We start from the raw sequence: 26,461 nt of genomic DNA on the forward strand, positions 1-26,461 counted from the left end.
TACGTGAACCCCGTCCCGTACGCGGACGGCAAGCCCCACACCGCACCGGACCCGTTCGTCCTGCGCTACCGCAGCCTCTACTACTGCTACGCTACCGACGAGCACGGCATCCTCGTCTCCACCTCGCCGGACCTCATCCACTGGACCTCGCACGGCTACTGCTACACCGAATCCGGCCGCAAGAACTTCTGGGCCCCCTCCGTGATCCTCATCAACGGCGTGTTCCACATGTACTTCTCGAACATGCCGGAGGGCGAGACGGACACCCACACCGAGATCATGCGCGTGGCCACCAGCGAGGACCCGCTCGGCCCGTTCGCCAAGCGCGCGGAGCTGTTCGGCACCTTCGCCATCGACTCCCAGGTGGTCTGGGGCGACGACAGCAGGCTCTACCTGCTCTACGCCGACAACCAGGTCACCGGCCTGTCCGAGGACCGCCCCGGCACCTCGGTGATGATCGACCGCCTCGCCACCCCGTTCGCCCGCGAAGACAGGCCCCGCCCGCTCATCGTGCCCACGATGGACGAGGAGATCTTCGCCCGCAACCGCTTCGGCGACGGCCGCGACTGGCACACCGTGGAAGGCGCCACCTACTTCACCTACCGCGACCGCGCCTTCATCACCTACTCCGCCAACGCCTACGAGCACGAGGACTACTTCGTGGGCTACTCGGCCGCCCAGCTGCCCGCCGACCCGGCCGACGCGCACATCGATACGCTCGACTGGGCCAAGCAGCTCAACGGCACCAGCTTCGACCCGCTGCTCATCCGTAGCCCGCAGGTGGAAGGCACCGGCCATAACTCCATCGTCCGCGCGCCCAACGCCATCGACGACTGGATCGTCTACCACGGCCGCAACGCCGCCGACGAACTGTACGTGGGCACCGAACAGCGTGTGATGCGCATCGACCCGCTCTACTACGCCGAAGGCGGGCTGGACACGCCTGGCCCCACCGCCGACGCCCAGGACGCGCCACTCGCCGGCACCGTGCACGACGACTTCGCGCACGGGCTGGGCCCCGCATGGACCGTGGTGTCCGGTGCCGCACACGCCGCGGCCGCGCCGGAATCGGATGGCGGGACGGCGGCGCTCGCCGACGCCGCGCTCGTCGCCGACGAGGCCGGCACCTTCATCGCCGTGGCCGGCGCCCCCTCCGCCACGCAGGTGGTGGACGTCTGGGCCAAGGCCCCCGTGACGCCGCTGGGCGCGTGTTTCGGCATCATGGTGCGGTACACGGACGACCGGAACCTCACCAAGGTCGAAATCGACGCCAGTCGCGGCCTGATCGCCGTCATCGACGTGATCGGCGGCGTGGCCTCCGAACGTGTGATCCGCCGCGGATTCGACGGCCTCGACCTCAACGCCTGGCACGAATACCGCATCGAACGCCGCTACTGCCGCCTGAACGTGACCATCGACGGACGGTCCTTCGCCTCCTGCACCATCAGCGACGTCCCCGGCCGTACGGGACTGTTCGCCCGCCGCACCGCCGCCGCGTTCAGCGCATACGTGGCCACCGAACATGTGGATCTGTGGGGCGCGCGGCTGCGCGACTTCGGCCGCGAGGTCCGGACCGACGAACGGCTGGTCATCGGCGATGGCGTGCGACCGCACGGCGTGCGGCCCGCCACCATCACCCTCGCCACGCCGCTCGACGGCAACCGGTTCGTGCTGGACTTCGCCTCCGATACCGACCGCGGCCAGACGCTCATCGCCGTGGACGACTACCGGCTGTCCATCACCGCGGGCGGCGCCGTGCTCATGCACGACGGCGAGACGCTGGACGGAACGGCCCGGCCGGTGCGCCTGCGCGAGATCGGCGGGCCCGTCCGGCGCGACTGGCTCGGCCGTGCGGCGCTCACCGTCCGCATCGAAGCGCTCGACGGCACGCTGCGCATCCACGTGCGCGGCCGCAGCTGGCAGATGCCGCTGAACGGCCCGGGCGCCCACGTCCGCATCACCCTCGACCGCACCTCCCTGACCGGATACGCGAGGACATCGCTCGTATCCGACGAACGGAAAGGAGCGTGACTGGCAAAGTCCTTCCTCTTCCACCCTGTCCGATGTCCCGTCCAATGTCCCGTCCAAATCAACCAATCACCATCAACCCCGCTTTCCACAACGGTGTGAAAACACAAGAGAAACAAGGAGAACCATCATGTTCAATATGAAGAAGACGGTTGCCGCCGTAGGTGCGCTGGCCATGTCCGTCGGCCTGCTGGCCGGTTGCGGTTCCAGCTCGGGCGGCGGCTCCGACGAGGGCCTGGGCACCGCCGACAACCCCGTCACCCTGACCTTCTGGACCTGGCAGCCCACCGACGCCCAGTGGAAGACCATCTACGCGGCCTTCGAGAAGAAGTACCCGAACATCAAGATCGACTGGTGGCGCACCTCCGAGATGGCCGACTACCAGAAGAAGCTGCAGACCTCGATGGCCGGCGGCGAGGGCCCGGACGTGTTCGGCGTGCAGGCCGGCTCCACCGTGGAGCAGTACGGCCGCTTCGCCGAGGACATGAAGGACCTGGCGGACAAGTACATGCCCGGCTGGGACTCCAAGGTGGCCGAGGGCGCCGTGGAGCAGACCACCAACTCGGACGGCAAGATGGTGGCCATGCCGACCATCACCTCCGGCTCCGAATACATCCTGTACAACAAGACCCTGCTGGACGAGAACGGCGTCAAGGTGCCCACCACCTACGACGAGCTGGTCGAGGCCAACAAGACCCTCGTCTCCAAGGGCCTGATGCCGCTGGCCCTCGGCGCCAAGGACGGCTGGCATCTGGACGACATCTTCGTGTGGCTGTCCAACCAGTACGGCGAGGGCGACGTGTACAAGGCCGCCGAAGGCAAGGCCAAGTTCACCGACGAGACCTTCGTCAAGACCATGAAGGCCTGGAAGCAGATGATCGACGACGGCCTGTTCCAGGACGGCGCCGTGGGCACCGCCACCTACCCGGACGCCCGCGACAACTACTTCTACGCCCGCAAGACCGCGTTCTTCCCGACCGGCTCCTGGCATGTCTCCGCCGTGCTCCCGAACGATGAGACCAAGGGCACGGCTGTCGAGAAGGACGAGCTGGGCATGATGGAGTTCCCGACCGTGGGCGACAACGCCACCGGCCCGACCACCGGCGTGGACTTCGGCCTGGCGGTGAACAAGGACTCCAAGAAGCAGGAGGCCGCCATGAAGTTCATCGAGTTCATGACCACCGGCGAGGGCCAGCAGGAGTGGATCAACACGCTGCAGGGCGCCCCGGTCGACAAGGACATGAAGGTCGAGGTGCCGTCCGACGCCACCGAATCCGCCAAGGCCAGCATCGACCTGGTGACCAAGGGCCAGGCCTCGTCCAAGCTCCAGCGCAAGCTCACCTCCCAGGAGCTCAACGACGAGATCGGCGTGCAGATGCAGAACATCTACACCGGCGACGCCACCGTCGAATCCGCGCTGAAGGCGATCGAGCAGGTCAACGAATCCATCGAACGGTAGTCACGGCGGTCCGATCCGCATCCATTGAGGGCCGGCTGGCAGGCGCGTCAGCCGGCCCTTTCGTGTCCATAATCTGCCGTACACTTATCGATTGCTGTGTCGAGAAGCAGGCCGCCGCATAAGCCGGCTTCTCCACGGGTCCAGTCCGAACGGCCGCGCGAGTCGCAAGACGAACGCAAGGCCCGACTTTCGGCGGATTGACAGGCTTCCCAAGGGCAAACCCAAGGGATACACGTGAGCGATCGCGCCCCGGCAACGCAACAACACGGGCGTGCGATCCCAAACCTGGGGCTGATATGCGGCAGCACTGAAGGAACAACAATGGTTAACGCTATTGAGGCTTTTGACGCCAAGCACCTCAAGCCGGCCGAGGAGATCCCGGCCTTCCGTCCCGGCGACACCGTCGACGTGAACGTGAAGATCAAGGAAGGCAACAACTCCCGTATCCAGACCTTCACCGGCGTGGTGATCGCCCGTCACGGTGCTGGCGTGCGCGAGACCTTCGTGGTCCGCAAGATCAGCTTCGGCACCGGTGTGGAGCGCCGCTTCCCGGTGCACTCCCCGTCCATCGACTCCATCAAGCTCGTGCGCAAGGGCCGTGTGCGCCGCGCCAAGCTGTACTACCTGCGCGCCCTGCGCGGTAAGGCCGCCCGCATCGTCGAGCGCCGCGACAACTCCGCCAAGTGAGTTCGTCTACCGGTTGGCCGCGTGACCCACGCGAATAAACCGTGAAATTCAGCCCGGAACCGTTTTGGCTCCGGGCTGTTTTCGTAGAACCCGCGTATGATGGACGCGCACCGGCGGCACCGCCGCGGTATGCGCATCGGTTGGAACTCAAGGAGATGGCATGCAGGACGATCAGGACAACGGCGTATTCCCGGCTTCCGTGGCACCCGTGGCACCCGTGGATTCGGCGGGGGAGCGGCCCCGGTCCGATGAATCCCGGATGCCGCAGTCCGTTCCCGGCCTGTCCGATGCGAACGTTGCCGGTCCGGCGGCCGATTCCGGCATGATTGTCTCGGCTGACTTCCGCGATGCCGATGATGTCGCAGATTCCGGCAACGGGTTGGCCGCTTCCGCTGGCGCCGCCGCCAACGACGGCATGATCGTCTCGGCCGACTTCCGTGACGTCGATGCGGTGGAAGACGCCGGTTCCGGAAATCCCGATAACGCTTCCTTCGATGCGACGCCGGGGAACGCCGCGCAGCCCTACGCCGCCGTCGAAACCGAATCCGCCGCCGACGCCGCGGCCCGCGACGCCCGTACCTTCCAGGTGGCCGATCACGGCGTGGACTCCTCGCCGGTGCCGCCCGCCCCGAGCGTGGCGATCGCCGCCGAACTCGCGGACGACGGCTCCCGTGCGGATGCCGGCATCGCTTCGGCAGGCGGCAGGGGGCGCAAGGCCCATGCGGCCGCCAAGTCCGCCGACGACCGGTTCACCCTGCATGACTTCTTCCTGTGGTGCGGCGTGCCCGTGCTCATCGTGCTGCTCATCCGACTGTTCCTGGTCGGCTTCTACGAGATCCCCTCCCGCTCCATGATGGACACCGTGGTGCCCGGCGACCGCGTGGTGGCCAGCAAGATCACGACCAAGATCTCGGGCCTGCAGCGCGGCGACGTGGTCGTCTTCAAGGACCCCAACAACTGGCTGAGCGCGGAGCAGAGCAGCGGCATCGGTGGCGGCTACCTCATCAAGCGACTCATCGGCATGCCCGGCGACGTGGTGGAATGCAAGGGTGCCGGCCAGCCGATCACCATCAACGGCGTGGCCATCAACGAGACCTCCTATATCCGTCCCGGCGTGGATCCGAGCTCCTTCCCGTTCTCCGTGACCGTGACCGAGGGGCACGTGTTCGTCATGGGTGACAACCGCGCCAATTCCGCCGATTCCCGCTACCACCAGGACGATGCGGACCATGGTCTGGTGCCCATCTCAGACGTGGTCGGCACCGCATTCGTGCGTTACTGGCCGCTGAACCGCATCGCCGGCATCGACGCCCATCATGAGGTCTTCGCCGACGTCCCGGACGCCTCCGTCGAATAGTGCGGGACAACTAGGGAGAATCATGGCGATAATCACACCGACGCTGGAACTGGAGCGTGAACTGGCCGCTCAGGGCTACGACCTCATCGTGGGATTCGACGAGGTGGGCCGCGGCGCGCTCGCCGGCCCGGTGATGGTCGGTTGCGCCGCCATCTGGGCCCGCGACTTGGAACCGTTGAACGATACCGATCGGGCGGCTGCCGAGAGAGAATCCGACGAAGCCCGTGGTGGTGCCGACCGGACGACCGCCGGAGCGGCATCCGACGAAGCCTGCGGAGATACCGCCGCATCACAGCCGCGATTCCTGACCGTCCCGGACGGCGTGGCCGATTCCAAGCTGCTCACCGAACACCGCCGTGAGGCCATCTATGACGAACTGTGCGACTGGTGCGCCGCCTGGGCCGTGGGCCAGGCCAGCAACACCGAAATCGACGACTGGGGCATCACCTACGCCCTCGGCATCGCCGCCCTGCGCGCCCTCGCCGACGTCGAACGCCAGCTCGGACTCGACGGTTCCCAGCCGGGCGCAGCCGTTCATCGCGAAGCGGGAAATACCATACTAGCCGAGCCCGTCTCCGGCTCCCCTCTCCGAGGGGAGCTGTCAGCGGAGCTGACTGAGGGGAGCCCCCGCTCCACCGTAACCGCGCCCATAACCGCCTCCGCTCCCACCCGTCCAATCCGCGTCGGCGCCATCCTCGACGGCCCCAGCGACTACATCACCAAGGCACTCGGCACCTTCGACGCGCCGGACGTGCCCATCCCCGCCATCGTCACCACCAAAGTCAAGGGCGACCGCAGCTGCGCCACCGTGGCCAGCGCTGCGGTCATCGCCAAAGTGACCCGAGACCGGCTCATGGTCGACCTCGCGCAGTCGGACCCGAAGTACGCGCCGTACGAATGGGCCCACAACAAGGGTTACGGTTCCGCGGCCCACCGCGCCGCCATCGCCGAACACGGGCCCACCGCGCTGCATCGCGTCTCCTGGCACCTCACCTGACGTTTCCCGGCCATCCGGCCGCTTTCGATCCGATCCGCCCGACCAGAACCGGACATGCGGGCCGGGCCAAACGCCCCGTCCCGCGCCGCGACACGACGATGTGAGCGCTAACGCGGAACCGGCCGGAACGCGCTAAAGTCAGAGGAGACATATATCAGCCGGGTCCGCAACGATCGCAGACCCGCCAGCGGGAAGGTTCGGGAAGTTCTATGGTAACCAGCCGCAAGCCAGGCAAACGTCCGTCCATGTTCGAGGTGGCCAAACTCGCCGGGGTCAGCCACCAGACCGTCTCCCGCGTGATCAACAACTCGCCGGACGTCTCCGACGCCACCCGCGCCCGTGTGCAGGCCGCCATCGACCAGCTCGGCTATCGCCCGTCCAATTCGGCGCGCGCGCTGGCCTCCCGCCGTTCGCGCACCATCGGCCTGATCGCCGGCGGCCTCAAGTTCTTCGGCCCGATCTCCGCCATCACCTCCATCGAATCCATGGCCCGCGACCATGGCCTGTTCATGAGCGTGATGATGGTCCACGAGGCGCTGTGCACCCAGGCCGACTTCGACAACCTGTGTGACACGTTCAACGAACAGAACGTGGACGCCTTCATCTTCCTGACCCCCACGGATGTGATGTTCGCCGCCGCCTGCCGGGCCAAGGTGACCCAGCCGCGCGTGATCGTGACCTCCACCCACGGCCAGATGACCGTGCGCGAGGGGCTGAGCCTGCTCACCGCGGACGGCCGCCGCAGCACCGCGTTGGTGGGCATCGACCAGTGGGGCGCCATGGCCAAGGTGGTGGGCCTGCTCGCCGAATACGGCCACAAGTCGGCCCTGTACTTTGCCGGACCCAACGAATGGCGCGACGCCCACACCCGTCTCGACTCCTGGCGCAAGATGGCCGCGGCCAAGTCCATCGACTCGCAGATCGTGCGCTGCCACAGCTGGGATGCGGACGAGGCGTACGCGCACATGAACCACCTGCTGGATGAGTACGGCCGTCGCGGCGCCGCGCTGCCCACCGTGGCCGTGGCCGCCAACGACAGCCAGGCCATGGGCATCTGCCGCGCCCTGCACGAGCACGGCCTGCGCATCCCTCAGGACATGAGCGTGGTGGGCTTCGACGACATGTCCGGCATGGACAACATGTACCCGCCGCTGACCACCGTCCGTCCCGACTTCGAGGGGCTGGGCGTGGCCGCGATGCGCGAGACGCTGCGCCTGCTGGGGGAGAGCGGCGAGCCCGCGTTCCTCGCCAGTCAGCACGGGGTGGGCCTGATCCCCACGCAGGTGATGGCACGCCGCTCGCTGGGCCCCGCGCCACGCCGCTGAAAGCGCGCGCCACGCCCGGAAAGGCAGCCCGAAAGCATTGCGATTCGGCGGTTGTTATCTAACCGTTATCTTTTGGGACACGGTATAAGTTGTGTCGAATACGGGTTATCTGTACAATGATTTCTGGAAATTGTGAGCGCTAACAGCCACCCCAAAGAGGGGGTTCGCGCCCAGGCGTTTTCAAAGACAAGGATAGATATGGCAGCAATCGACAACGCGGCCGAACAGGTCGCCACCATTGCCGAGAAGATCCGCGCGGGCAAGACCACGCTGGGCATCGAATTCGGCTCCACCCGTATCAAGGCCGTCCTCATCGACGACGACTTCCGCACCATCGCCTCCGGCGACTACAGCTGGGCTTCCCACCTGGAGAACGGCCTGTGGAGCTACTCCACCGAGGAGATCTGGGGCGGCCTGCAGCATGCCTACGCCTCCATGGCCAACGACGTGGAGACCGCCTACGGCGAGAAGCTCACGCACATCGGCCACATCGGCTTCTCCGCCATGATGCACGGCTACCTCGCCTTCGACGAGAACGGCGAACTGCTCGTGCCGTTCCGCACCTGGCAGAACACCAACACCTCCGAGGCCCACCAGAAGCTTTCCGAGCTGTTCCAGTACAACATCCCGGAGCGTTGGTCCATCGCCCACCTGTACCAGGCCGTGCTCAACAAGGAGGAGCACGTCTCCAAGGTCGCCTACTTCACCACGTTGGCCGGCTACGTGCACTGGAAGCTCACCGGCAGGAGGGTGCTCGGCGTGGGTGACGCCTCCGGCATGTTCCCGATCGATCCGACCACCCACACCTACGAGGCCGAGTTCATCGAGAAGTTCGATGCCCTGCCCGAAGTGGCCGCCCAGCCGTGGAAGCTCGAGAACCTGCTGCCCACCCCGCTCGTGGCCGGAACCCCGGCCGGCGAGCTCACCGAGGAAGGCGCCAAGCTCCTCGACCCGTCCGGCACCCTGGAGCCCGGCATCGTGCTCGCCCCGCCTGAGGGCGACGCCGGCACCGGCATGGTGGCCACCAACTCCGTGCGCGTGCGCACCGGCAACGTCTCCGCCGGCACCTCCATCTTCGCCATGGTGGTCCTGGAGCACAAGCTCAAGGCCCTCCACCCCGAAGTGGACCTCGTCACCACCCCGGCCGGCGATCTGGCCGGCATGAGCCACGCCAACAACTTCACCTCCGACCTCAACGCCTGGGTGGGCCTGTTCGGCCAGTTCGCCAAGGCGCTCGGCACCCCGGTGGACGCCGGCACGCTGTACGGCACCCTGTTCCGTGCGGCCATCGCCGACGATGTGGACTCCAACTGCGGCGGTCTGCTGAACTACCCGTTCCGCTCCGGCGAGTTCCTGGCCGGCCTGCCCGAAGGCCGTCCGCTGTTCGCCCGCAGCCCCGAGGCCAACATGACCCTCGGTAACTTCATGCGCGCCCAGCTGTTCTCCGCGTTCTCCCCGGTCAAGATCGGCATGGACGTCATGACCAAGCAGGAGCACGTCCAGGTGGACTCCCTGGTGGGCCACGGCGGCATCTTCACCACCCCGAAGGTCGCCCAGAGCATCCTGGCCGCCGCCTTCAACACCCCGATCAAGGTCATGTCCACCGCCGCCGAGGGTGGCGCCTGGGGTATGGCCGTGCTCGCCAACTACCTGTGGAACACCAACGAGGACCACACCAACCTGGCCGACTACCTTGACGGCTGCGTGTTCAAGGACGCCAAGTCCACCACCGAAAGCCCAATCGCCTCCGACGTGATCGGCTTCGAGGACTTCTTCGCCCGCTTCACCAAGGGCCTGCCCATCGAACACACCGCCATCGAGTCCATCGATCTCGAAGACAAGTGACCGTATGGCTTGGCTCCCCTTGTCAGGGGAGCTGGCCGCCGAAGGCGGACTGAGGGGTAGCCGGACAGGTTGCTGTCTGACTACCCACCGGTTTGGCCATCATCGATAACACAAGATTTAGCAAACGTCCATCCATTTCAGTGGAAAGGAAACCAACAATGGCAACTCTGGCTGATTACGGTCCCGAGGTCCGTGCCGAGGTCAAGCAGGTGCGCGAGGTCGTCGCATCCCTGCACGAGCAGCTCATCAAGTGGAACCTGGTTGTGTGGACCGCCGGCAACGTCTCCCAGCGCCTGCACACCGCCGACCTCATGGTCATCAAGCCCTCCGGCCTGCGCTACGAGTACCTGACCCCGTCCAGCATGGTCGTGTGCGACCTGGACGGCAACGTGGTCGACGGCGCCGAGGCCCCGTCCTCCGACACCGCCTCCCACGCCTACATCTACCGCAACATGCCCGACGTCTACGGCGTGGTCCACACCCACTCCACCTACGCCACCGCCTGGGCCGCCACCGGTCAGAACATCCCCTGCGGCCTGACCATGATGGGCGACGAGTTCGGCGGCCCGGTGCCGGTCGGCCCGTTCCGTCTCATCGGCTCCGAGGCCATCGGCAAGGGCGTCGTCGAGACCCTGAAGAAGTACCCGAAGTCCCCGGCCGTCCTCATGCAGAACCACGGCCCGTTCACCATCGGTAAGGACGCCGAGGCCGCCGTCAAGGCCGCCGCCATGACCGAGGAAGTCGCCCACACCATGTGGGCCGCCCGTCAGCTCGGCGACATCATCGAGATCGACCAGGCCGATATCGATAAGCTGAACGACCGCTACCAGAACGTCTACGGACAGCACTGACCCGGCGGAGTGTCCGCGGCATTGCTCCTCGGTCGACGTACCTTCGTACGCCTTCCCTCGGTGCGCTTTGCGGACACACGCCGGCCCAGTGCTTCCAGCACTGATTTGATGGAGCGTCCTCGTCGTTGTGGAAGGCTCGAAGTACCTTCGTACTCCTTCGCCTTCCACGCCTAGAGGCCGCACGCATCAAATCACCGCTGACTCCGTCAGCACTGACCTTTCCTCTGGCTCCCCTCTCTGAGGGGAGCTGGCAGCGAAGCTGACTGAGGGGAGCCCTCGGTCAGCCACGAAATGTACAACACTCCACACAACGAAGTAAACAAAGGAGCCATCATGGCAATGGAAAACCCGTTTGAGGGCAAGGAAATCTGGTTCGGCGTCGGCTCGCAGGACCTGTACGGTGAGGAAGCGCTGCGCCAGGTCGCCGCTCACTCCGCCGAAATGGTCGACTACCTGAACGCCACCGGCAAGATCCCGGCCAAGATCGTCCTCAAGCCCACCCTGAAGTCCTCCGACGGCGTCAAGCAGTTCATGGTCGAGGCCTCCGCCAACCCGAACGTCATCGGCGTCATCGCCTGGTGCCACACCTTCTCCCCGGCCAAGATGTGGATCCGCGGCCTCGAAGTGCTGACCAAGCCGCTGCTGCAGCTGGCCACCCAGCACCACAAGGAGATTCCGTGGGAGACCATCGACATGGACTTCATGAACCTGAACCAGGCCGCCCACGGCGACCGTGAGTTCGGTTACATCGTCTCCCGCCTCGGCATCCCGCGCAAGATCGTCGTCGGCCACTACACCGATCCGGAAGTCGCCGAGAAGGTCGGCACCTGGGCCCGCGCCTGCGCCGGCTGGGACGCCTCCAACAACATGAAGGTCATGCGCTGGGGCGACAACATGCGTAACGTCGCCGTCACCGAGGGCGACAAGACCGAGGCCGAGCGCGTGTTCGGCGCCTCCATCAACACCTGGGCCGTCAACGAGCTCGTCGCCGCGTACGACGCCGTCAAGGACGACCAGGTCAAGGAGATCATCGAGGACTACAAGGCCAAGTACGACGTCGACCCGGCCCTGCTGGACGCCAAGTACGACTCCCTGTTCATCGCCGCCAAGGAAGAGGCCGCGATGGTCAACATGATGCGCGCCAACGGCTGCACCGCCGGCGTCGACAACTTCGAGGACCTCGGTGCCCTGCCGCAGCTGCCGGGCGTCGGCCCGCAGCGCTTCCCGTCCGAGTACGGCTGGGGCTTCTCCGCCGAGGGTGACTGGAAGACCGCCGTCCTGGTGCGCATCGGCGCCGTGATGGGCTACGGCCTGCCCGGTGGCGCCTCTCTGATGGAGGACTATTCCTACAACTTCACCGAGGGCAACGAGCTCGACATGGGCTCCCACATGCTCGAGGTCTCCCCGGCCATCGGCACCATCGCCAAGCCGAAGCTGGAGATCCACCCGCTGGGCATCGGCGGCAAGGCCGACCCGGTGCGCCTGGTCTTCTCCGGCGCCCCGAAGAAGGACGCCGTCGTGGTCTCCATGGCCGACGAGCGCGAGCGCTTCCGTTTGCTCATGGACGTCGTGGACGTCGTCGAGCCGCAGGGCTCCCTCAAGGAGCTGCCGTGCGCCCGCGCCGTTTGGAAGCCGCAGCCGTCCCTGAAGACCGCCGTCCAGTGCTGGATCACCGCCGGCGGCTCCCACCACACCTGCATGACCACCTCCGTCGGTCGTGAGGCTTGGGAGGACTTCGCCCGCATCGCCGGTGTTGAGCTCGCCGTCATCGACGAGAACACCACCGCCCGCCAGTTCGAGAAGGAGCTGGAGCTGTCCGAGATGTACCACCGTCTCAACAACCAGCACTGATTTATCGGACGCATCTGCGGCGTTGCTCCTCGGTCGACGTACCTTTGTACGCCTTCCCTCGGTGCGCCTTGCAGCTGCATCCGCTAAATCACTGCTTCCAGCACTGATTGACGGAGCGGTATCGGCACGGTGGAAGGTTCGGCGTCTTCGTGCGCCTTTACCTTCCATCGCGCCGATACCGCACACGTCAATAGGTGAATGGTGAAACTGAATTCAGGTCTCTGCCACTTTCTTGGCTCCCCTTGTCAGGGGAGCTGGCGGCGAAGCCGACTGAGGGGTAGTCCCATCAAGATCAGAGCCTGACCGTTGATTGCCATGCAAGGGCCGTTCCGGGAAACCGGGCGGCCCTTTCGCGTTACAGCGAGAAGAGGGTTGGATCCGGTAGTGGCTCCTGCCGTTGCCATCGGACCGTTGTTATCGGGCCAAGGACTGGCATTCTGACGTCGTTGAACCCCGGATTGCAGATGTCATCGGGCCAATTGATGGCTGGACGCCGTCGCTGAGCCTCTCATTGACGGCGTGGGGTCGGTCCTTGGCTTTCTGCCGTCGCCGAAACCGTCATGAATGATGTCATCGGGCCAATTGATGGCTGGACGCCGTCGCCGAGCTTCTCATTGACGGCGTGGGGCCAGTTCTTGGCTTTCCGCCGTCGCTGAAACCGTCGTCAATGACGTCAGCAGACCAAGGACAGGCTTTCTGACGTCGCTGAACCGCGCCGATTCGCAGCCCCAAGCGTTTTGATGTGAATTCGGAGGCCTATTTTCCCCGGGCCGCGGCCACAAACACGTCGAAAATGGCCTGTGAGCGGACGTCCACGCGGTACAGGAATTCAGGATGCCATTGCACGGCCCACAGGAACCGGCTCGCCGGCCTCCACAGCGCCTCAATCACACCGTCGGGCGCGGTGGCCATCACTTCGAGACCCGCCGCCGGCTCCCGCACGGCCTGATGATGATAGCTGTTCACCGCGATCTCCGACCGCCCGGCGAACAGCGCGGCCAACGGTGTGCCGGGAACCAGAGAAACCAAATGCCCGAACGCATCGTACGGCGGATTCATATGATGCTCGACCGTGCTGGGATGCTCGCTGGGCAGATCCTGCCACAACGTGCCACCCAGATATCTGTTGATGAACTGGATGCCGCGGCAAATGCCCAGAATCGGCCTGTCCCGCTGCATCACGGCCGGCAACAACAGCGATTCCATGCGGTCTCGTTCGGGACTGAGCGCTTCGCTGCGACCTGTGGCGCCGACGACGGACGCAGCGGTGGAGCCACCGGCTGGGGAACCGGTCTTCGAATCGGCGACGGCTGTCATGGGAAGTGTGGCACCGGAGCCTGTAATCGAATCCGCATCCGGCTTCGTGCCATCCGGCCCCACGTCTGGCCCTACATCCGGCCCCACGTCCGGCCCCACACCCGGTCCCACATCAGGCCCGCCCGTAAACAGGAACGCATCGAACCGTTCGGCGCATTCCTCCACCGCATCCGCGTTGTCGGTCAGCGGCAACATCACCGGTGTGCCGCCCGCGCGCAGCACCGCATCCATGTAACCGGGCAACATCCACAGGCTGTCCCGCCCGTAATCCATCAACGGTGTCACGGCGATCATTGGTCTATCGGTCATGATGGCACCTCCATTCCGGTGGCCCGCATCGGACCGCCAGTCGATTCGCAGCGACGCCGCCACTGTACCGGACCGATGTAACCGTCAGATCAGGGGCAGTTTGAGCAGGCAGGTCCACGTGCCGTCCTCGACGGAAGCGGTGAACTCGCCGCCCGCCGATTCCGCCGCCTGCCGGCATCGGGCGATTCCCGTGCCGCCGGTCAGTACCGATGTCAACGGATTACGTACGGCAGCGTCAACGTTGTCTTCCGAACCGGCATCTGGAGAACCATCCGGCAGCGGCTGTCCGGCTCGTCCGCATCGCTTGGAGCCGATGCCATTCGATGCCGACACCGTGGCCAATCCCGGTCCGAGAGTGACCGCGATGCAATAGCCGGCATCCGGGTCGGCGTATTTCATCATGTTGCCGACGATCTCATGCAGGATATCGGAGAGGGCGGCCTTGCGCTCATCCGTGCACGCCGAGGATTCCGCACCGCCGATGATGGTCTCGCCGACCAGCCCGTTCGCATGCAGCCGTGCATCGACGGATTCGCCCAACTCCCGCAATTCGTCCGCCGTAAGCGAGTCGATGCGTGCCGGTGGGGCAGCCGATGACGCTGTGCCGGCACGTCGGGTCCATGATGGCCTTTTCGCTGATGAACTGACGGCGGGCGCAGAGGCTGCGATCCCGTTGTACATGACATCCTGCGCTGCCTCGGAACCTGTTCCGGGATCAGGCTCGGGGGCGGGCCGGATCCCGGTATGCGAGTCGTCGGTCACCGGGCCGCCGACTGCATGGTCCAATCCTGCGATCAGCGCGCGTATCTTGGCCAGCGATTCGGTTGCAGTCCGTTCGATGAGGGAGATGGTCTCGGCCTCATCGATGCGTCCGATTGGATTGGCGCGTTCCTGGCCGGGGTCATGCATGAGAGCCGACCGTCCGCTGTTCGGCATGCCAATGTCTTCCGGCACATCCATTTCGCCGTGAGTCCGACTTCGTACCGCATCCGACTCCAATTGCCGGGCCAGCAGCAGAATCGTGGCCAGGTCGTTGGCCACCGAATGATGCAGTTGCGTCGCCAGTTCCTGATCGGCCAACGTATGCAGTAGTTCCGCGCGTTCCTGTGCCTCGATTTCCTGCCGTTCGCGCCAGCTCATCATCGAACCAAGCCAGAGCGCCACCATCAGGAACGCGGCCGTGGCGCACACGATGGTGAACACCGAAGAATCCCATGGGTACAGCCAGATACGCGACGCCGTGGCCGCTTCGGCCGCCACCGCCGCGACCAACGCCATACCGACATGCAGGTAGGTCATGACCGTGATGGCCACCAGCAGGCAGAACAGTATCGAAAACGGCGTGGTCTGCGGCGCCACGCACCGGGCCGCCCACAGCGCCACGATCGCCCAACCGCCGACGCTTGGCAGCAAGGCCATAAGTAGACTGCATACGATTGCGAGCAATGCGAAGAGCAACGTGACATCGCTGGCCTCGCCTGCCATATACAGGTACGCGGTCTCGATCGCCGACGGAATCGCCGCGCATGCCAGCAGCAGACGGGTGCGTGTATCCCAGAGCAAACGTTTGCCCATGTTCCCGCCGTTCGTGATGCCGGTTGAGGTACCGGCCGAATCAACGACTCCCATGACTCACATCCTCAGATATCGGCGGCACAACGCCACCGCCTCGTCGCGGTCCCGCGCATGCAGTTTCTCCCGCACCCGGGCGACCTGCGAGAAGATGGTGCCCTTCGAGATGCCGAGCTCGGCTGCGATCTCCTCGGTGGAACGGCCGTCCGCATACCGCCGCATGATGGCCGCCTGCTGTGCGGACAATGCGAACGATCGCGCCGGCTGACTGTCCGCCTCTACACTCATCTGGGGCTCCGCACCGACGGTTTGCGCGGTGGGTGCGGTGAGCGAATGACCATTATCCGGAAGCCTGGCGGAGGTGCGTTGGCCATCCGCTAGATATGATGCGGTACAAGTTCCCCGTGATTGCGTTCTTGCCGGCTGCACGCCGACCGGTAGCCCGGCCGCGGAAAGGCCGACGGCGCGTTGGGCGGCGAGACGACGAATCATGCGTGTGATGGCCGCGATGGCGTCCTTGCTGATGACGTCGGTCGCGCCGGCCTCGCACGCGGCATCCCGGTATACAGCCGGGTCGTATGCGGTCATGCCAAACATCGGCAGCTCCGGCGCCCAGCGGCGGACGGCCCGGCACACGTCGATGCCGGTCATATCCGTCAACGCCATATCCACCAGCAGCACATCCGGCCGGTCCTGCACACGTATGCATCGCTGGATCGCGGCCGCCCCCAGCTGTGCGGTCCACAGCACCGCGAACCCCTCACGGGCCAGCAGCGAACGCAACGCCATCAACGCCATCGCATCGTTGTCCACCAGCGCGATGGTGATGTGACCGTTCCCCTGTTCCATAACCCATAGTCTATGGCGCTCGCCATGCCGTCCGGCAACCCATGTCATGCGGCGCATGTCAGCGGCTATGCTTCTTGAGATGTCGGGTCATAGTCTGGAATCATCAATCCACCCGATTGGTGCCGGACGGAACCGATAGACTCCGTTACAACTCGGCCGACATGGCCCGGCAGGACTCGGCTTTGCCGCTGGTTTCCCTGACAGAGGAACCGAGGACAAGGACCGCGTCGATCTTGGCTGAACGGAGTCGACCGACACCCGGAATGGATTGAGCGGTCAACAACCATCACCCGAGCAAGGAGGCCCGCAATGAACAAGGCAATGCAGGCACTGCGCAACCATACGCCCGTGCCCAATGGCGACCGTGGCCCGAAGCGCGATCCAGGGTATGATCCGGAACATTCGGGCGGCAATCCAGGCAATCCGTCCGACCCGCGCGCCGCGCGACCCCTCTGGTGGTGGCTGCTGGCGGCGTTCCTGGCATTCGCCGTGATCGTGACCGGCGCGTTCGTCTGGCAGCGTTCCACGCGCATGACCGCCCAGAAGATCGTCGACGAATTGGTCGCCCTCGACCCGAACGTTACCGAGGCACAACTGGAATCACAAGGCTACGTGTACGGCGGCGAGGCCGTGGACGGCTGGCACGGGTACTCCGACGGCGAGTCGTACCCGTGGTATTTCAATCCGGACCAGAAGCGCATCGACCAGTTCATCGATGACGTGAAGGCCGGGCGTGAATCCGTGCTGAAGCTCGTGGTGCGCGGCACAGGGCCTACGCAGCAGGCCGATGACGTCGAGGGCGGCTCCTCGTCATACGACTCAAGCGGCGTCTCGGTGCGCGTCCTCTGGTACGACCCGAACGTCAGCGCCGACTGGGCCGAGAAGCCGAGCACCCTCGACCCGGTGACCGTCCACCATGACGGCAAAGGTCAGATCCGCGAATGGTGGTGGCGCAAGGGCGAGGTGGTCGTCTCGGACAAGCGATTCTCGCGCGGCATCGTGCGGGCCGATGATGCCAACACCACCTATGTGCTCAAGCATCAGCCGTCGATTCCGGCCACCGGCACCGGCACCGGCAAGCAGTCCTCCGATGCGGGTTCCGGACAGGCCGAGTCCGGCAAATCCGACAAGTCCGACAAGTCCGGCAAATCCGGCCAGATCGGGCAGACCGGCGCCGGCGATTCCGCCAAGTCCGGCGATTCCGGCGATTCCGATGACTCCGCCAAGGATGCCGCACAGGACCTCACCGTCATCACCGCCTACGACGAGGTGCTCTACACGCTTGGCGGCTGACAATGGCGTAATGGCTGTCATATGCCCGGATTGCCCCACTGGCTATTCCTCAGCGGGACAATCCGGGCAGCTATGCGTCATTGCGACGCGATGAATGAATGTGAGCGGGGTATTCCGGGCAGGTGATGACCTGTCAGCCCCGCAGACATCGGTTCAGCGGGGCATTCCGGTGGCTACCTATCCGTCATATCCCATTGAGCGGTGGGAAGCGGGGCAACACGGGTATTAACGCGCCACGTCGCCCCGTTCACTGGTTTTCAGCGGGGCAATACGGGTGGCAATACGCTGCCTTGCCCCGGTCTGGCTTGAATCAGTGGGGCGACATCGGGAGTTAATGCCTGTCTCGCCCCGGTCCAGCCTGAATAAGCGGGGCAATACGGTCATCTGCTCACCGTGTGGCCCCGCTTACGGGCGTGCAATACGGTCCAATCTCAGCCAACCAGCCCCCGCCGCTCACCGCTTGCCGTTGTAGATCTCGCTGTCGATCACGTCCGCAAAGACACGGTTCACGGCCGGGCGCACCACCTTCAGGGACGGCGTCAGGCACTTGTTCTCCTGCGTGAACTGCGTGTCCAACACCGCGAACTTGCGCACGGATTCAGCGCGGGAGACCGTGGCGTTCGCCTTGTCCACATACTGCTGGATCTCCTCGCGCACCGCGGCGTTCGTGGCCAGCCGATCCACCGGCGTCTCGATGGACAGACCGTGCGCGGGCAGCCAGACGGCCAGCGACTCCGGGTCGAGCGTCACCAGCGCGCCGATGAACGGGCGCTGGTCGCCCACCACCACGCAGTGCTCCACGATCGGGCACTTGGCGATCTCCTCCTCCAGCGGGATGGGGGAGACGTTCTTGCCGCCGGCCGTGATGATGATGTCCTTGATGCGGCCGGTGATGGTGATGCGGCCCTCGTCGTCGATCTCCGCCAGATCGCCCGTGTGCAGCCAGCCGTCCGCGGTGAACGCCTCCGCGGTCTTCTCCGGCAGGTTGTGGTAGCCGCGGAACACGTTCGGGCCCTTGACCTGCAGCTCGCCCTCGTCCGAGATGCGCACCGAGGAGCCGGGAGCGGGCTGGCCCACCGTGCCGATCACGTTGTCGCTCACGCGCGTGGCGGCGAAGGGGGCGGCGGTCTCGGTCATGCCGTAGCCCTGGATCATCGGCAGGCCGATGCCGTTGTAGAAGTGGGCGAGGTCCAGGGACAGCGGCGCGCCGCCGCAGGCCACGTACTTGATGCGCGGGCCCAGGGCGCCGCGGACCGTGCGGTAGACGAGCGTCTCGTACTTCGCGCGTTCGGCGATCTCCGCAAACGTATGCTTCTCGCCGTCCTGCTCCTTGCGGCTCCAGACGCGCGCGGCCTCCGCGGCCTTCAGGAACAGACGGCCCTTGAAGCCGGCGCCGGCCTTGTGCGAGGCGGCGTTGTACACCTTCTCGAACACGCGCGGCACGCCCAGCAGGTAGGTCGGCTCGAAGGAACGCAGGTCCGGCAGCAGCGACTTGGTGTCCGGCAGATAGCCCACCACGCCGTCGTCCGAGGCGATGGAGGCGTACTGGATGAAACGTGCGAAGCAGTGGGCCAGCGGCAGGAACAACAGCAGACGCGGGTGGTCGTCCAGGATCATCTCGTGCAGCGCCTCGGAGGCGGCGATGGTGATGGACACGAAGTTCTTGTGGGTCAGTTCCACGCCCTTCGGGGTGCCGGTGGAGCCGGAGGTGTAGACGATGGTGGCCAGGTCGTCGATGTGCACGGTGGCTACGCGCTCGGCCAGCTCCTCATCGGAGACCGCCACGCCGAAGCCCTCCAGCGCGCCCAGCGCATTGCCGTCGATCATGAGGATCTGCTTGAGGGACGGGCAGTGGTCCTTGACCGAATCGAGACGGTCGAAGCGCTCGCGGTTGTCCGCGATGGCGAGCTTGACCTGGGAGTCGTTCATGATGTTGCGGGCCTGGGCGGCGGAGTCCGTGTCGTAGATCGGCACGCTCACCGCACCCACCGCCGCGAGCGCGAAGTCGAGGATGCCCCATTCGAGGCGGGTGGAGGAGAAGATAGTCACCGCGTCGCCTTTGGCGATGCCCAGTGCGATCAGGCCCTTGGCCGTGCGGGTCACCAGGTCGTTGAACTCGCCGGTGGTGACGTTCTGCCAGCGTCCGGGGCCGAGTTTCCTGGCTGCGATGACCGTGTCCGCGCCGGTGCGGGCGAGTCGGTCCGTCAGCAGTGAGTAGATGGTCTGGTTGTCGTTGAGGGTGATGGATTCGCCGGGGGTGGTGTATTCGGTGAGCATGGATATGCGGGTTCCTTAGGGTGCGCGGGTCGTGTCTGTCGTAAGTCTTTCGGGGATGGCTGTTGACGATTTCGGCCATTCTGTCCACGAGGTTACGCGCGCGTAGGTGGCCGCGCGTTGTGCGTACCGGAGAAGTTGGGGCGTGCGTTTTGTCGGTTGCCTACAAGGGCGGCGGACGGAAGCGATGGGGGTGATGGGTGGGATCGATGGGTGAGGGCGATGGATGGAATATGCGGATCGCGCGCGATGGCGGGGTGATAGGGGAGGGGTGCCCCCTAATGATGATTCCGAACGGTGCCCCGAGCGATAACCCCGAGCGGCACCCCGCGCGATAACCCCGAACGATAACGGTTTGGCAACGATTTGCCGTTTAAGTTCATTTTTGGTCATTACACCGTCCGACAAGGGGTAGCATATCCTTTCGGCAAGAATCGTGTTAACGCTAACAAGTCAATCGGAGCAGGTCGACGGGCCGGCCCGACCGACCAACCGGACCGGTCGAATCGGCCGAATATGACCAAGCGTTGCACCCCTTGCGGGCATCGTCGGCGACGCAACGTCACGCCGCGCCACAGAGAAGAAGAACCAAAGGCAATCAGAGAAACACGAGGTCACTGCAGTGAGTCAAGCGACATCGACAAGCGAACCCATCAAGACGGTCGAGGAAGAGGACGAGCACCAGCGCCGCGGTTCCGGCCGCTACATCGTGGGCCTGGCGCTGAGCGCCGGCCTGGCCGGTCTGCTCTACGGATACGACACCGTGTCCATCTCCGGCGCCATCGACTTCCTGCAGTCCAAGTACGCGCTGAGCCCGGCGCTGCAGGGCCTGGTCATCAGCTCCATCATGATCGGCGGCGTGATCGGCGCCGGCTTCTCCGGCTTCCTGTCCGACAAGTACGGCCGCCGCAAGATTCTCATGTTCGGTGGCGCGTTCTTCTTCGTGGCCGCCCTGTGGAGCGCCTTCACGTTCAGCCCGTTCACGCTGATCCTGGCCCGTGTGATCGGCGGCATCGGCATCGGCCTGGCCGCCGCGCTCGCCGTGACCTACATCACCGAGTCCGCCCCGACCAACATCCGCGGCGCCCTGACCAGCGCCTACCAGCTGCTGACCATCTCCGGCATCTTCCTGACCAACGTCATCAACTACTTCATCGCCTCCTCCGGCTCCCACGAATGGGGCATCGACTTCGGCTGGCGTTGGATGCTCGGCATCGGCGCCATCCCGGCCGCCATCTTCGTGGCCGCGCTGTGGTTCTCCCCGGAATCGCCGCGATTCCTGGTCCAGGCCGGCCGCGTGGAGGAAGGCTACAAGGTCCTCGAACGCATCAACGGCTCGGACAAGGCCCGCCGCGACGTGGAGGAGATCCAGCTCCAGATCAAGGCCGAGCAGGAAGCCAACGCCCAGTTCTCCGACCTGTTCAAGCCCGGCCTGCGCAAGGCCCTGCTCATCGGCATCTTCCTGGCCATCTTCAACCAGGCCATCGGCATGAACGCCATCTCCTACTACGGCCCGGTCATGTTCAGCCACATGGGCTTCGGCGGCAACACCGAGTTCCTGGCCTCCTCCCTGGTGGGCGGCATCGAGCTCGTGTTCACCGTGGTGGGCATGTACCTCATCGATACGGCCGGCCGTAAGAAGCTCATGGCCGTGGGTTCCGGCCTCATGGTGCTGTTCGCGCTCGGCATCTCCTTCTCCTACGCGAACAACTACCAGCTGCTCATGCTCATCTTCGTGATGTGCTTCACCTCCTGCTTTGCCTTCTCCATGGGCCCGATCCCGTGGATCATGATCCCGGAGCTGTTCCCCACCTACCTGCGTGGCCGCGCCACCGGTATCTGCACCGTGTTCCTGTGGGCCACCAACTGGGCCATCGGCCAGTTCACCCCGATGCTCATCAGCGGCATCGGCGGCATGGGCACCTTCCTGGTGTTCGCCTGCACCAACCTCATCTGCTTCCTCGGCGTGATCACCTTCGTGCCGGAGACCAAGGACAAGACCCTGGAGGAGATCGCCGAGCTGTGGAAGCCGAAGGACGAGCAGCAGTCCAACGCGCAGCTTGAAGTGGTGCGCGCCACCGCCGACCTCAAGCAGGCCGAGGCGGACATCAAGGCCGCCGAAGCCGAGCTGGCCCGCGCACGCCGCGCCAAGGAACGCGCGATCGCCACCAAGGCCGCCGCGGAGGCGCTTGTCGCCGCGCAGAAGCGCCGCTAGCCGCTAGTCGTTAGTCGCACGCAGCCGCAATCGGGCGATCGATCATTGGCTGATTGCATTCGTTTGGGGCCGGAGCCTCCCGTCTGGGTGGCCCGGCCCCAAACCGTCTCTGGCGTGTGCCCGTCGTTTCCGCTACGGTGGCAAGCGGTCATCGTTACGTGAAGCTGTGTGTTTGACCAAGTGATGAATGATTCGCAGGACTGCCCCTCGGTCGGCATTCGCCGACAGCTCCCCTGACAGGGAACCGAGGAAAAGGACGGTTGGTCTGCGTTGTACGCAAAGTCTCGTCAAAGAGTCTCGTCAGGAAGGGGAAACGACAGGCATGTTCGATAAACGACTGTTCGCTATCACGCCGGGACTCGGCCGTCTGGTGGCCGGCAAAGTGGCGCTGATGTGGGTGAGTCTGCTGGCCAACATCGGCTTCATGCTCTCGCTGGTCATGCTGCTGCAGGGGCTGCTGGCCGCCGCGGCCCCGGACATCTCCCACTGCGACGACACCTCGCCGGACGTGATCTGTCCCACGCCGCTCGCCGACGTCTCCGGGCCCGGCGTGCTGCCGATGGCCGGCGACCTCATGATCTACGTCCTGCTCGCGCTGGTGTGCGCGGCCGTACGCTACCTCGCCACCACCCACGCCACCAGACTCGGCACCGAAGCCGCCGAACGGGTCAAGCTCGCCCTGCGCTCCAAGCTCTACCGCAAGATGCTGGCCCTCGGCCCGTCCTACAAATCGCGTGTGACCACCGCGGACGTCATCCAATCCGCCGGCGAAGGCGTCGAGCAGATCCAAAGCTTCTTCGAACTGTTCCTTCCGCAGCTCTTCTACGCCATCCTCGCACCCGTCACGCTGTTCGCGGTCATCGCTCCCATCGACATGCCCTCGGCGCTCACCATGCTGCTGTGCGCGCCGCTCATCATCATCGTCACCGGCATGGTCTCCATGACCGCCGCCCGCGCCTTCAAGAAGTACTGGGGTCGGTACACGGACATGGGTGCCGCTTTCCTGGACAACCTGCAGGGTCTTGAAACGCTGAAGAACTTCGACGTGGACGACCGTGCCGCCGCCGAAATGGACGAGAAGGCCGAGGGTTTCCGCGTCATGACCATGCGCGTGCTGCAGATCCAGCTGCGCTCGCTCACGGCCATGGACGTGGTGGCGTACGGCGGCGCCGCTGCCGGCATCGGCGTGGCTCTGTGGCGTTTCGCCCACGCGCCTGTTTTCGCGGACGGCTGGTCCCTTGCGGTGCTGGCCGACCACCTGCCGCACCCGTTCTCCTACCTCGCCTACGGTCTGCAATACCTGATGCCGTTCGGCGTAGGCTTCCCGCTCACTCTGGCCGGACTGCTGTTCATCATCCTGCTGTCCGCCGAGTTCTTCATCCCGATGCGACAGCTCGGCTCGTTCTTCCACGTGGCCATGAACGGCATGACCTCCACCAAGCGCATCTTCGCGCTGCTGGACGCGCCCGAACCCGCCCATGGCGTGGCCGCGCTGCCTGTCGGGGATAAAGCTCCCGAAGTCCGGTTCGACAAGGTGGGCTTCTCCTACGACGACGGCACCGAAGCCCTCTCCGACGTGACCTTCACCGCGCGCCCGGGCCGGTTCACCGCCATCGTGGGCGTCTCCGGCTCCGGCAAATCCACGGCCGCCGCGCTGCTGGCCGGCTCGCTCATCGGATACCGCGGGGCGCTCACGTTGGACGGTACGGAAGTGTCCGATCTGTCCGGCGAGGCGTTGGCCGGCGCGGTCACGCTGATCGGCGCATGCAGCCACCTGTTCGCCGGGACGTTGCGCGAGAACCTGATGATGGCGTTGCCGGTCGGGGAGGGGAACGGTCCCGCCGGTGCCGTGGACGCCGCGAACGTTGGCAGCGCCGGTTCGACGGATTCGACTGAATCGGCCGGTTCGGCCGACTCCGTCAACGCGACCGACCCGGCTTCCCGGCCCACGGACGACCGACTGAATGCCCGAATAAGCAACCGACTGGACGACCGACTGTGGGCCGCCCTCGAACAGGCACGCATCGCCGACTTCGTACGCTCGCAGCCGGCCGGCCTCGACACGACCATCGAACCGGACGCCGCGAACCTGTCCGGCGGCCAGCGCCAGCGCATCGCCATCGCCCGCGCGCTTCTGCACGACTCCCCGGTGTTCGTCTTCGACGAGGCCACCAGCAGCGTGGACGTGGAATCCGAGGCGATGATCCTCGACACGATCCGCGAACTCGCGGCGGTCCATGGCAAGACGGTCATCATGATCACGCACCGCATGGCCAACGCCGAGCACGCCGACCAGGTGGTGGTCCTCGAACACGGTCGCTCCATCGAAACCGGCCCGCACGCCGAACTCATGGCCGCGGGCGGACGGTACGCCGAGCTGTTCACCACCCAGGCCGACATCGAACGATTCGACGGACGGGCCGCCGGACGGGCCGCCGGCGAGCCGACCGGAGTCGCGAATGACGCGATTCCGCACGCCGGTACTCCGACCGCGCACGGCAAACCGACGGACGGCCGGAAACCCGAGGAGACCGCACCCGCACCACCGCTCACCACCTGGCAGGTCGTCGGTCGACTGCTCAAGGAAGCCGGCCCGCTCGCGCGACTCATGGTCGCGGCCTCCGTATCCGGCTCCATCGGCCATCTCGCAGCCACGTTCCTGCCGGTCTTCGGCATCGTGGCGGGCTTCGCGCTCGCCGGCCACCCGGTATGGGGCATGGGCGCGGGTCCGGCGGTCGCCGGCATGATCGTGTGCGCGCTGCTGCGCGGCGTCACGCGCTACGTGGAGCAGTACCTCAACCACAACGTGGCCTTCCACCTGCTCGCGCTCTTCCGCTCCAAGGCCTTCGCCTCGCTGCGCAGACTCGCCCCCGCCAAGCTCGCCGGCAAGGGCAAGGGCGACCTCATCGCCATGCTTACCACGGACGTGGAGCTGCTGGAGATCTTCTTCGCGCACACCATCAGCCCGGTGGCCATCGCCGTGACCACCACCGTCGTCTACGCGCTCGCCATCGTCACGCTCGACCCGCGGATGGCGCTCATGCTCATCGCCGCCCATCTGATTATCGGCGTGATCGTACCGAAGTTCTTCGCCACCGGCGTGCACAACCTCGGCCCGGCCATCCGTGGCGCCGCCGGCAAACTGGACGACGTGATGCTGGACGACATGCGCGGCCTGGACGAGATCATCCGCTTCGGCCGCGGCGAGGAGCGCGCCCGGGCCATCGAGGACCGCACGCGGGCCCTGTGGCGCGACCACGCGAAGCTCAGCAGCGTCAACGGCCGGTTCGCCGGCATCGGCGGTCTGCTCGTGTTCCTGCTGATCGGCATCGCCACGGCGCTCGTGATCCGCTTCGCCGCCGAGCAGCCGCTTGACATCCCCGTGTTGGTCACCGCGTTCGTGCTGCTCGTCAGCTCGTTTGGCCCCACGCTCGCCCTGAGCGCGTTGCCTGCGAACCTCGCGCAAACGTTCGCCGCCGCCCGCCGACTGTTCGGCATCATGGACGAGGCCCCGGCCGTCACCGAAACCGGCACCGCCACCCCTGAATACGATGGCATGCGCCTCGACCATGTGACATTCGCCTATCCTGCCGCCTCCGGCACCGCCACCTCGCCGATTCTCATCGACTTCAGCATCGACATCCCGCGCCACGGCATCCTCGGCGTGCAGGGGCCGTCCGGCCGCGGCAAGTCCACGATGCTCAAGCTCCTCATGCGCTACTGGGATCCGCAGTCCGGCCGGGTCACGATGTCCGGCACGCCGCTGCCCGCAATCGACGCGCATCATCGCCGCAGCGTCCAGGCGATGATGAGTCAGGAAACCCACCTGTTCGACGGCACGATCCGCGACAACCTGCTCATCGCTCTGCCTGAATCGGACATCGAATCAAGCCCGTCCGACGCCCTTGACGCGCGACTGCGCGATGCGTTGGCCAAAGCCTCGGTGCTCGACCTCATCGATTCGCTGCCGGACGGCCTCGCCACGCAGGTGGGGGAGCTCGGCGATCGCCTTTCGGAAGGCGAACGCCAGCGCATCGGACTCGCCCGCGTGTTCCTGCGCCGGGCCGATCTTATCCTCTTCGACGAGCCGACCAGCCGCCTTGACGCCCTCAACGAGGCGATCATCCTGCGTTCCATCCGCGGGGTCGCCGACGAACACGGCACCGCCGTGGTGCTGGTCTCCCACCGCGAATCCGCCATGCGCATCGCTGACGACGTGCTGGGCCTGTGAG

The 26,461-nt window shown here is 65.6% G+C and carries 16 protein-coding genes; 12 read left to right on the forward strand and 4 right to left on the reverse strand.

The genetic code is table 11. From position 1 onward, the window contains the following. Positions 1-3: 3 nt before the first annotated feature. From JS536_RS06560 to araA, 9 genes are all read left to right on the forward strand, one after another. Positions 4-2,031: a family 43 glycosylhydrolase gene (locus tag JS536_RS06560; protein ID WP_214356350.1), complete on the forward strand. Its 2,028-nt coding sequence runs from the start codon at positions 4-6 to the stop codon at positions 2,029-2,031. Between the two features lie 127 nt (positions 2,032-2,158). After that, positions 2,159-3,487 (forward strand): extracellular solute-binding protein, encoded by a 1,329-nt coding sequence (locus JS536_RS06565; protein ID WP_109057645.1) that lies wholly within the window; start codon positions 2,159-2,161, stop codon positions 3,485-3,487. Positions 3,488-3,808: 321 nt separating this feature from the next. Continuing rightward, on the forward strand, positions 3,809-4,174 hold the full coding sequence (rplS, locus tag JS536_RS06570; protein ID WP_109057646.1) for a 50S ribosomal protein L19: 366 nt from the start codon (positions 3,809-3,811) through the stop codon (positions 4,172-4,174). A gap of 586 nt (positions 4,175-4,760) precedes the next feature. After that, complete coding sequence (lepB, locus tag JS536_RS11830) at positions 4,761-5,531, forward strand: signal peptidase I (protein ID WP_346427468.1); 771 nt, start codon at positions 4,761-4,763, stop codon at positions 5,529-5,531. A 28-nt stretch (positions 5,532-5,559) separates the two neighbouring features. Further along, positions 5,560-6,528, forward strand: a complete 969-nt coding sequence (locus JS536_RS06580; protein WP_214356352.1) for a ribonuclease HII — start codon at positions 5,560-5,562, stop codon at positions 6,526-6,528. A gap of 209 nt (positions 6,529-6,737) precedes the next feature. Next, positions 6,738-7,853, forward strand: coding sequence for a LacI family DNA-binding transcriptional regulator (locus JS536_RS06585; RefSeq protein WP_109057647.1), 1,116 nt, complete (start codon positions 6,738-6,740; stop codon positions 7,851-7,853). A 198-nt stretch (positions 7,854-8,051) separates the two neighbouring features. Then, positions 8,052-9,698, forward strand: coding sequence for an FGGY-family carbohydrate kinase (locus JS536_RS06590; RefSeq protein ID WP_109057648.1), 1,647 nt, complete (start codon positions 8,052-8,054; stop codon positions 9,696-9,698). 158 nt (positions 9,699-9,856) lie between these two features. Further along, on the forward strand, positions 9,857-10,549 hold the full coding sequence (locus JS536_RS06595; RefSeq protein ID WP_109057649.1) for an L-ribulose-5-phosphate 4-epimerase: 693 nt from the start codon (positions 9,857-9,859) through the stop codon (positions 10,547-10,549). 333 nt (positions 10,550-10,882) lie between these two features. Next, positions 10,883-12,400 (forward strand): L-arabinose isomerase, encoded by a 1,518-nt coding sequence (araA, locus tag JS536_RS06600; RefSeq protein WP_109057650.1) that lies wholly within the window; start codon positions 10,883-10,885, stop codon positions 12,398-12,400. Positions 12,401-13,156: 756 nt separating this feature from the next. Here the strand turns inward: araA and JS536_RS06605 are convergent. The 3 genes from JS536_RS06605 to JS536_RS06620 all read right to left on the reverse strand — a co-directional run bounded on the left by JS536_RS06605 (position 13,157) and on the right by JS536_RS06620 (position 16,447). Next, complete coding sequence (locus JS536_RS06605) at positions 13,157-14,029, reverse strand: gamma-glutamyl-gamma-aminobutyrate hydrolase family protein (RefSeq protein ID WP_346427469.1); 873 nt, start codon at positions 14,027-14,029, stop codon at positions 13,157-13,159. Positions 14,030-14,110: 81 nt separating this feature from the next. Further along, positions 14,111-15,655, reverse strand: coding sequence for a hypothetical protein (locus JS536_RS06615; protein WP_214356297.1), 1,545 nt, complete (start codon positions 15,653-15,655; stop codon positions 14,111-14,113). A gap of 3 nt (positions 15,656-15,658) precedes the next feature. After that, positions 15,659-16,447 (reverse strand): response regulator transcription factor, encoded by a 789-nt coding sequence (locus JS536_RS06620; protein ID WP_214356298.1) that lies wholly within the window; start codon positions 16,445-16,447, stop codon positions 15,659-15,661. 309 nt (positions 16,448-16,756) lie between these two features. On the opposite strand from JS536_RS06620, the gene JS536_RS06625 reads away from it, so the two are divergent. Then, a complete protein-coding gene (locus tag JS536_RS06625) occupies positions 16,757-17,740 on the forward strand; it encodes a hypothetical protein (protein ID WP_214356299.1) in 984 nt (327 codons plus the stop codon). A gap of 453 nt (positions 17,741-18,193) precedes the next feature. Here JS536_RS06625 and JS536_RS06630 read toward each other — a convergent pair whose 3' ends face one another. Further along, positions 18,194-20,017 (reverse strand): AMP-dependent synthetase/ligase, encoded by a 1,824-nt coding sequence (locus JS536_RS06630; RefSeq protein WP_214356300.1) that lies wholly within the window; start codon positions 20,015-20,017, stop codon positions 18,194-18,196. Between the two features lie 541 nt (positions 20,018-20,558). On the opposite strand from JS536_RS06630, the gene JS536_RS06635 reads away from it, so the two are divergent. After that, the gene (locus JS536_RS06635; protein WP_214356354.1) at positions 20,559-22,229 is read left to right on the forward strand and encodes a sugar porter family MFS transporter; all 1,671 of its coding nucleotides are present in this window, start codon (positions 20,559-20,561) and stop codon (positions 22,227-22,229) included. Between the two features lie 322 nt (positions 22,230-22,551). Then, positions 22,552-26,460, forward strand: coding sequence for an ATP-binding cassette domain-containing protein (locus JS536_RS06640; RefSeq protein ID WP_214356301.1), 3,909 nt, complete (start codon positions 22,552-22,554; stop codon positions 26,458-26,460). Position 26,461: the final 1 nt, after the last annotated feature.

Origin of the sequence: Bifidobacterium sp. SO4, from assembly GCF_018555355.1 — a bacterium.
Classification (GTDB): Bacteria; Actinomycetota; Actinomycetes; order Actinomycetales; family Bifidobacteriaceae; genus Bifidobacterium; species Bifidobacterium miconisargentati.

What these genes read in the sequence shown, in the direction of transcription:
- JS536_RS06640 (WP_214356301.1), top strand. Translation starts at nt 22,552, where the DNA reads ATGTTCGATAAACGACTGTTCGCTATCACGCCGGGACTCGGCCGTCTG.
- araA (WP_109057650.1), top strand. Translation starts at nt 10,883, where the DNA reads ATGGCAATGGAAAACCCGTTTGAGGGCAAGGAAATCTGGTTCGGCGTC.
- JS536_RS06625 (WP_214356299.1), top strand. Translation starts at nt 16,757, where the DNA reads ATGAACAAGGCAATGCAGGCACTGCGCAACCATACGCCCGTGCCCAAT.
- JS536_RS06585 (WP_109057647.1), top strand. Translation starts at nt 6,738, where the DNA reads ATGGTAACCAGCCGCAAGCCAGGCAAACGTCCGTCCATGTTCGAGGTG.
- JS536_RS06620 (WP_214356298.1), bottom strand. Translation starts at nt 16,447, where the DNA reads ATGGAACAGGGGAACGGTCACATCACCATCGCGCTGGTGGACAACGAT.
- JS536_RS06630 (WP_214356300.1), bottom strand. Translation starts at nt 20,017, where the DNA reads ATGCTCACCGAATACACCACCCCCGGCGAATCCATCACCCTCAACGAC.
- JS536_RS06590 (WP_109057648.1), top strand. Translation starts at nt 8,052, where the DNA reads ATGGCAGCAATCGACAACGCGGCCGAACAGGTCGCCACCATTGCCGAG.
- JS536_RS06565 (WP_109057645.1), top strand. Translation starts at nt 2,159, where the DNA reads ATGTTCAATATGAAGAAGACGGTTGCCGCCGTAGGTGCGCTGGCCATG.
- JS536_RS06595 (WP_109057649.1), top strand. Translation starts at nt 9,857, where the DNA reads ATGGCAACTCTGGCTGATTACGGTCCCGAGGTCCGTGCCGAGGTCAAG.
- JS536_RS06615 (WP_214356297.1), bottom strand. Translation starts at nt 15,655, where the DNA reads ATGGGAGTCGTTGATTCGGCCGGTACCTCAACCGGCATCACGAACGGC.
- rplS (WP_109057646.1), top strand. Translation starts at nt 3,809, where the DNA reads ATGGTTAACGCTATTGAGGCTTTTGACGCCAAGCACCTCAAGCCGGCC.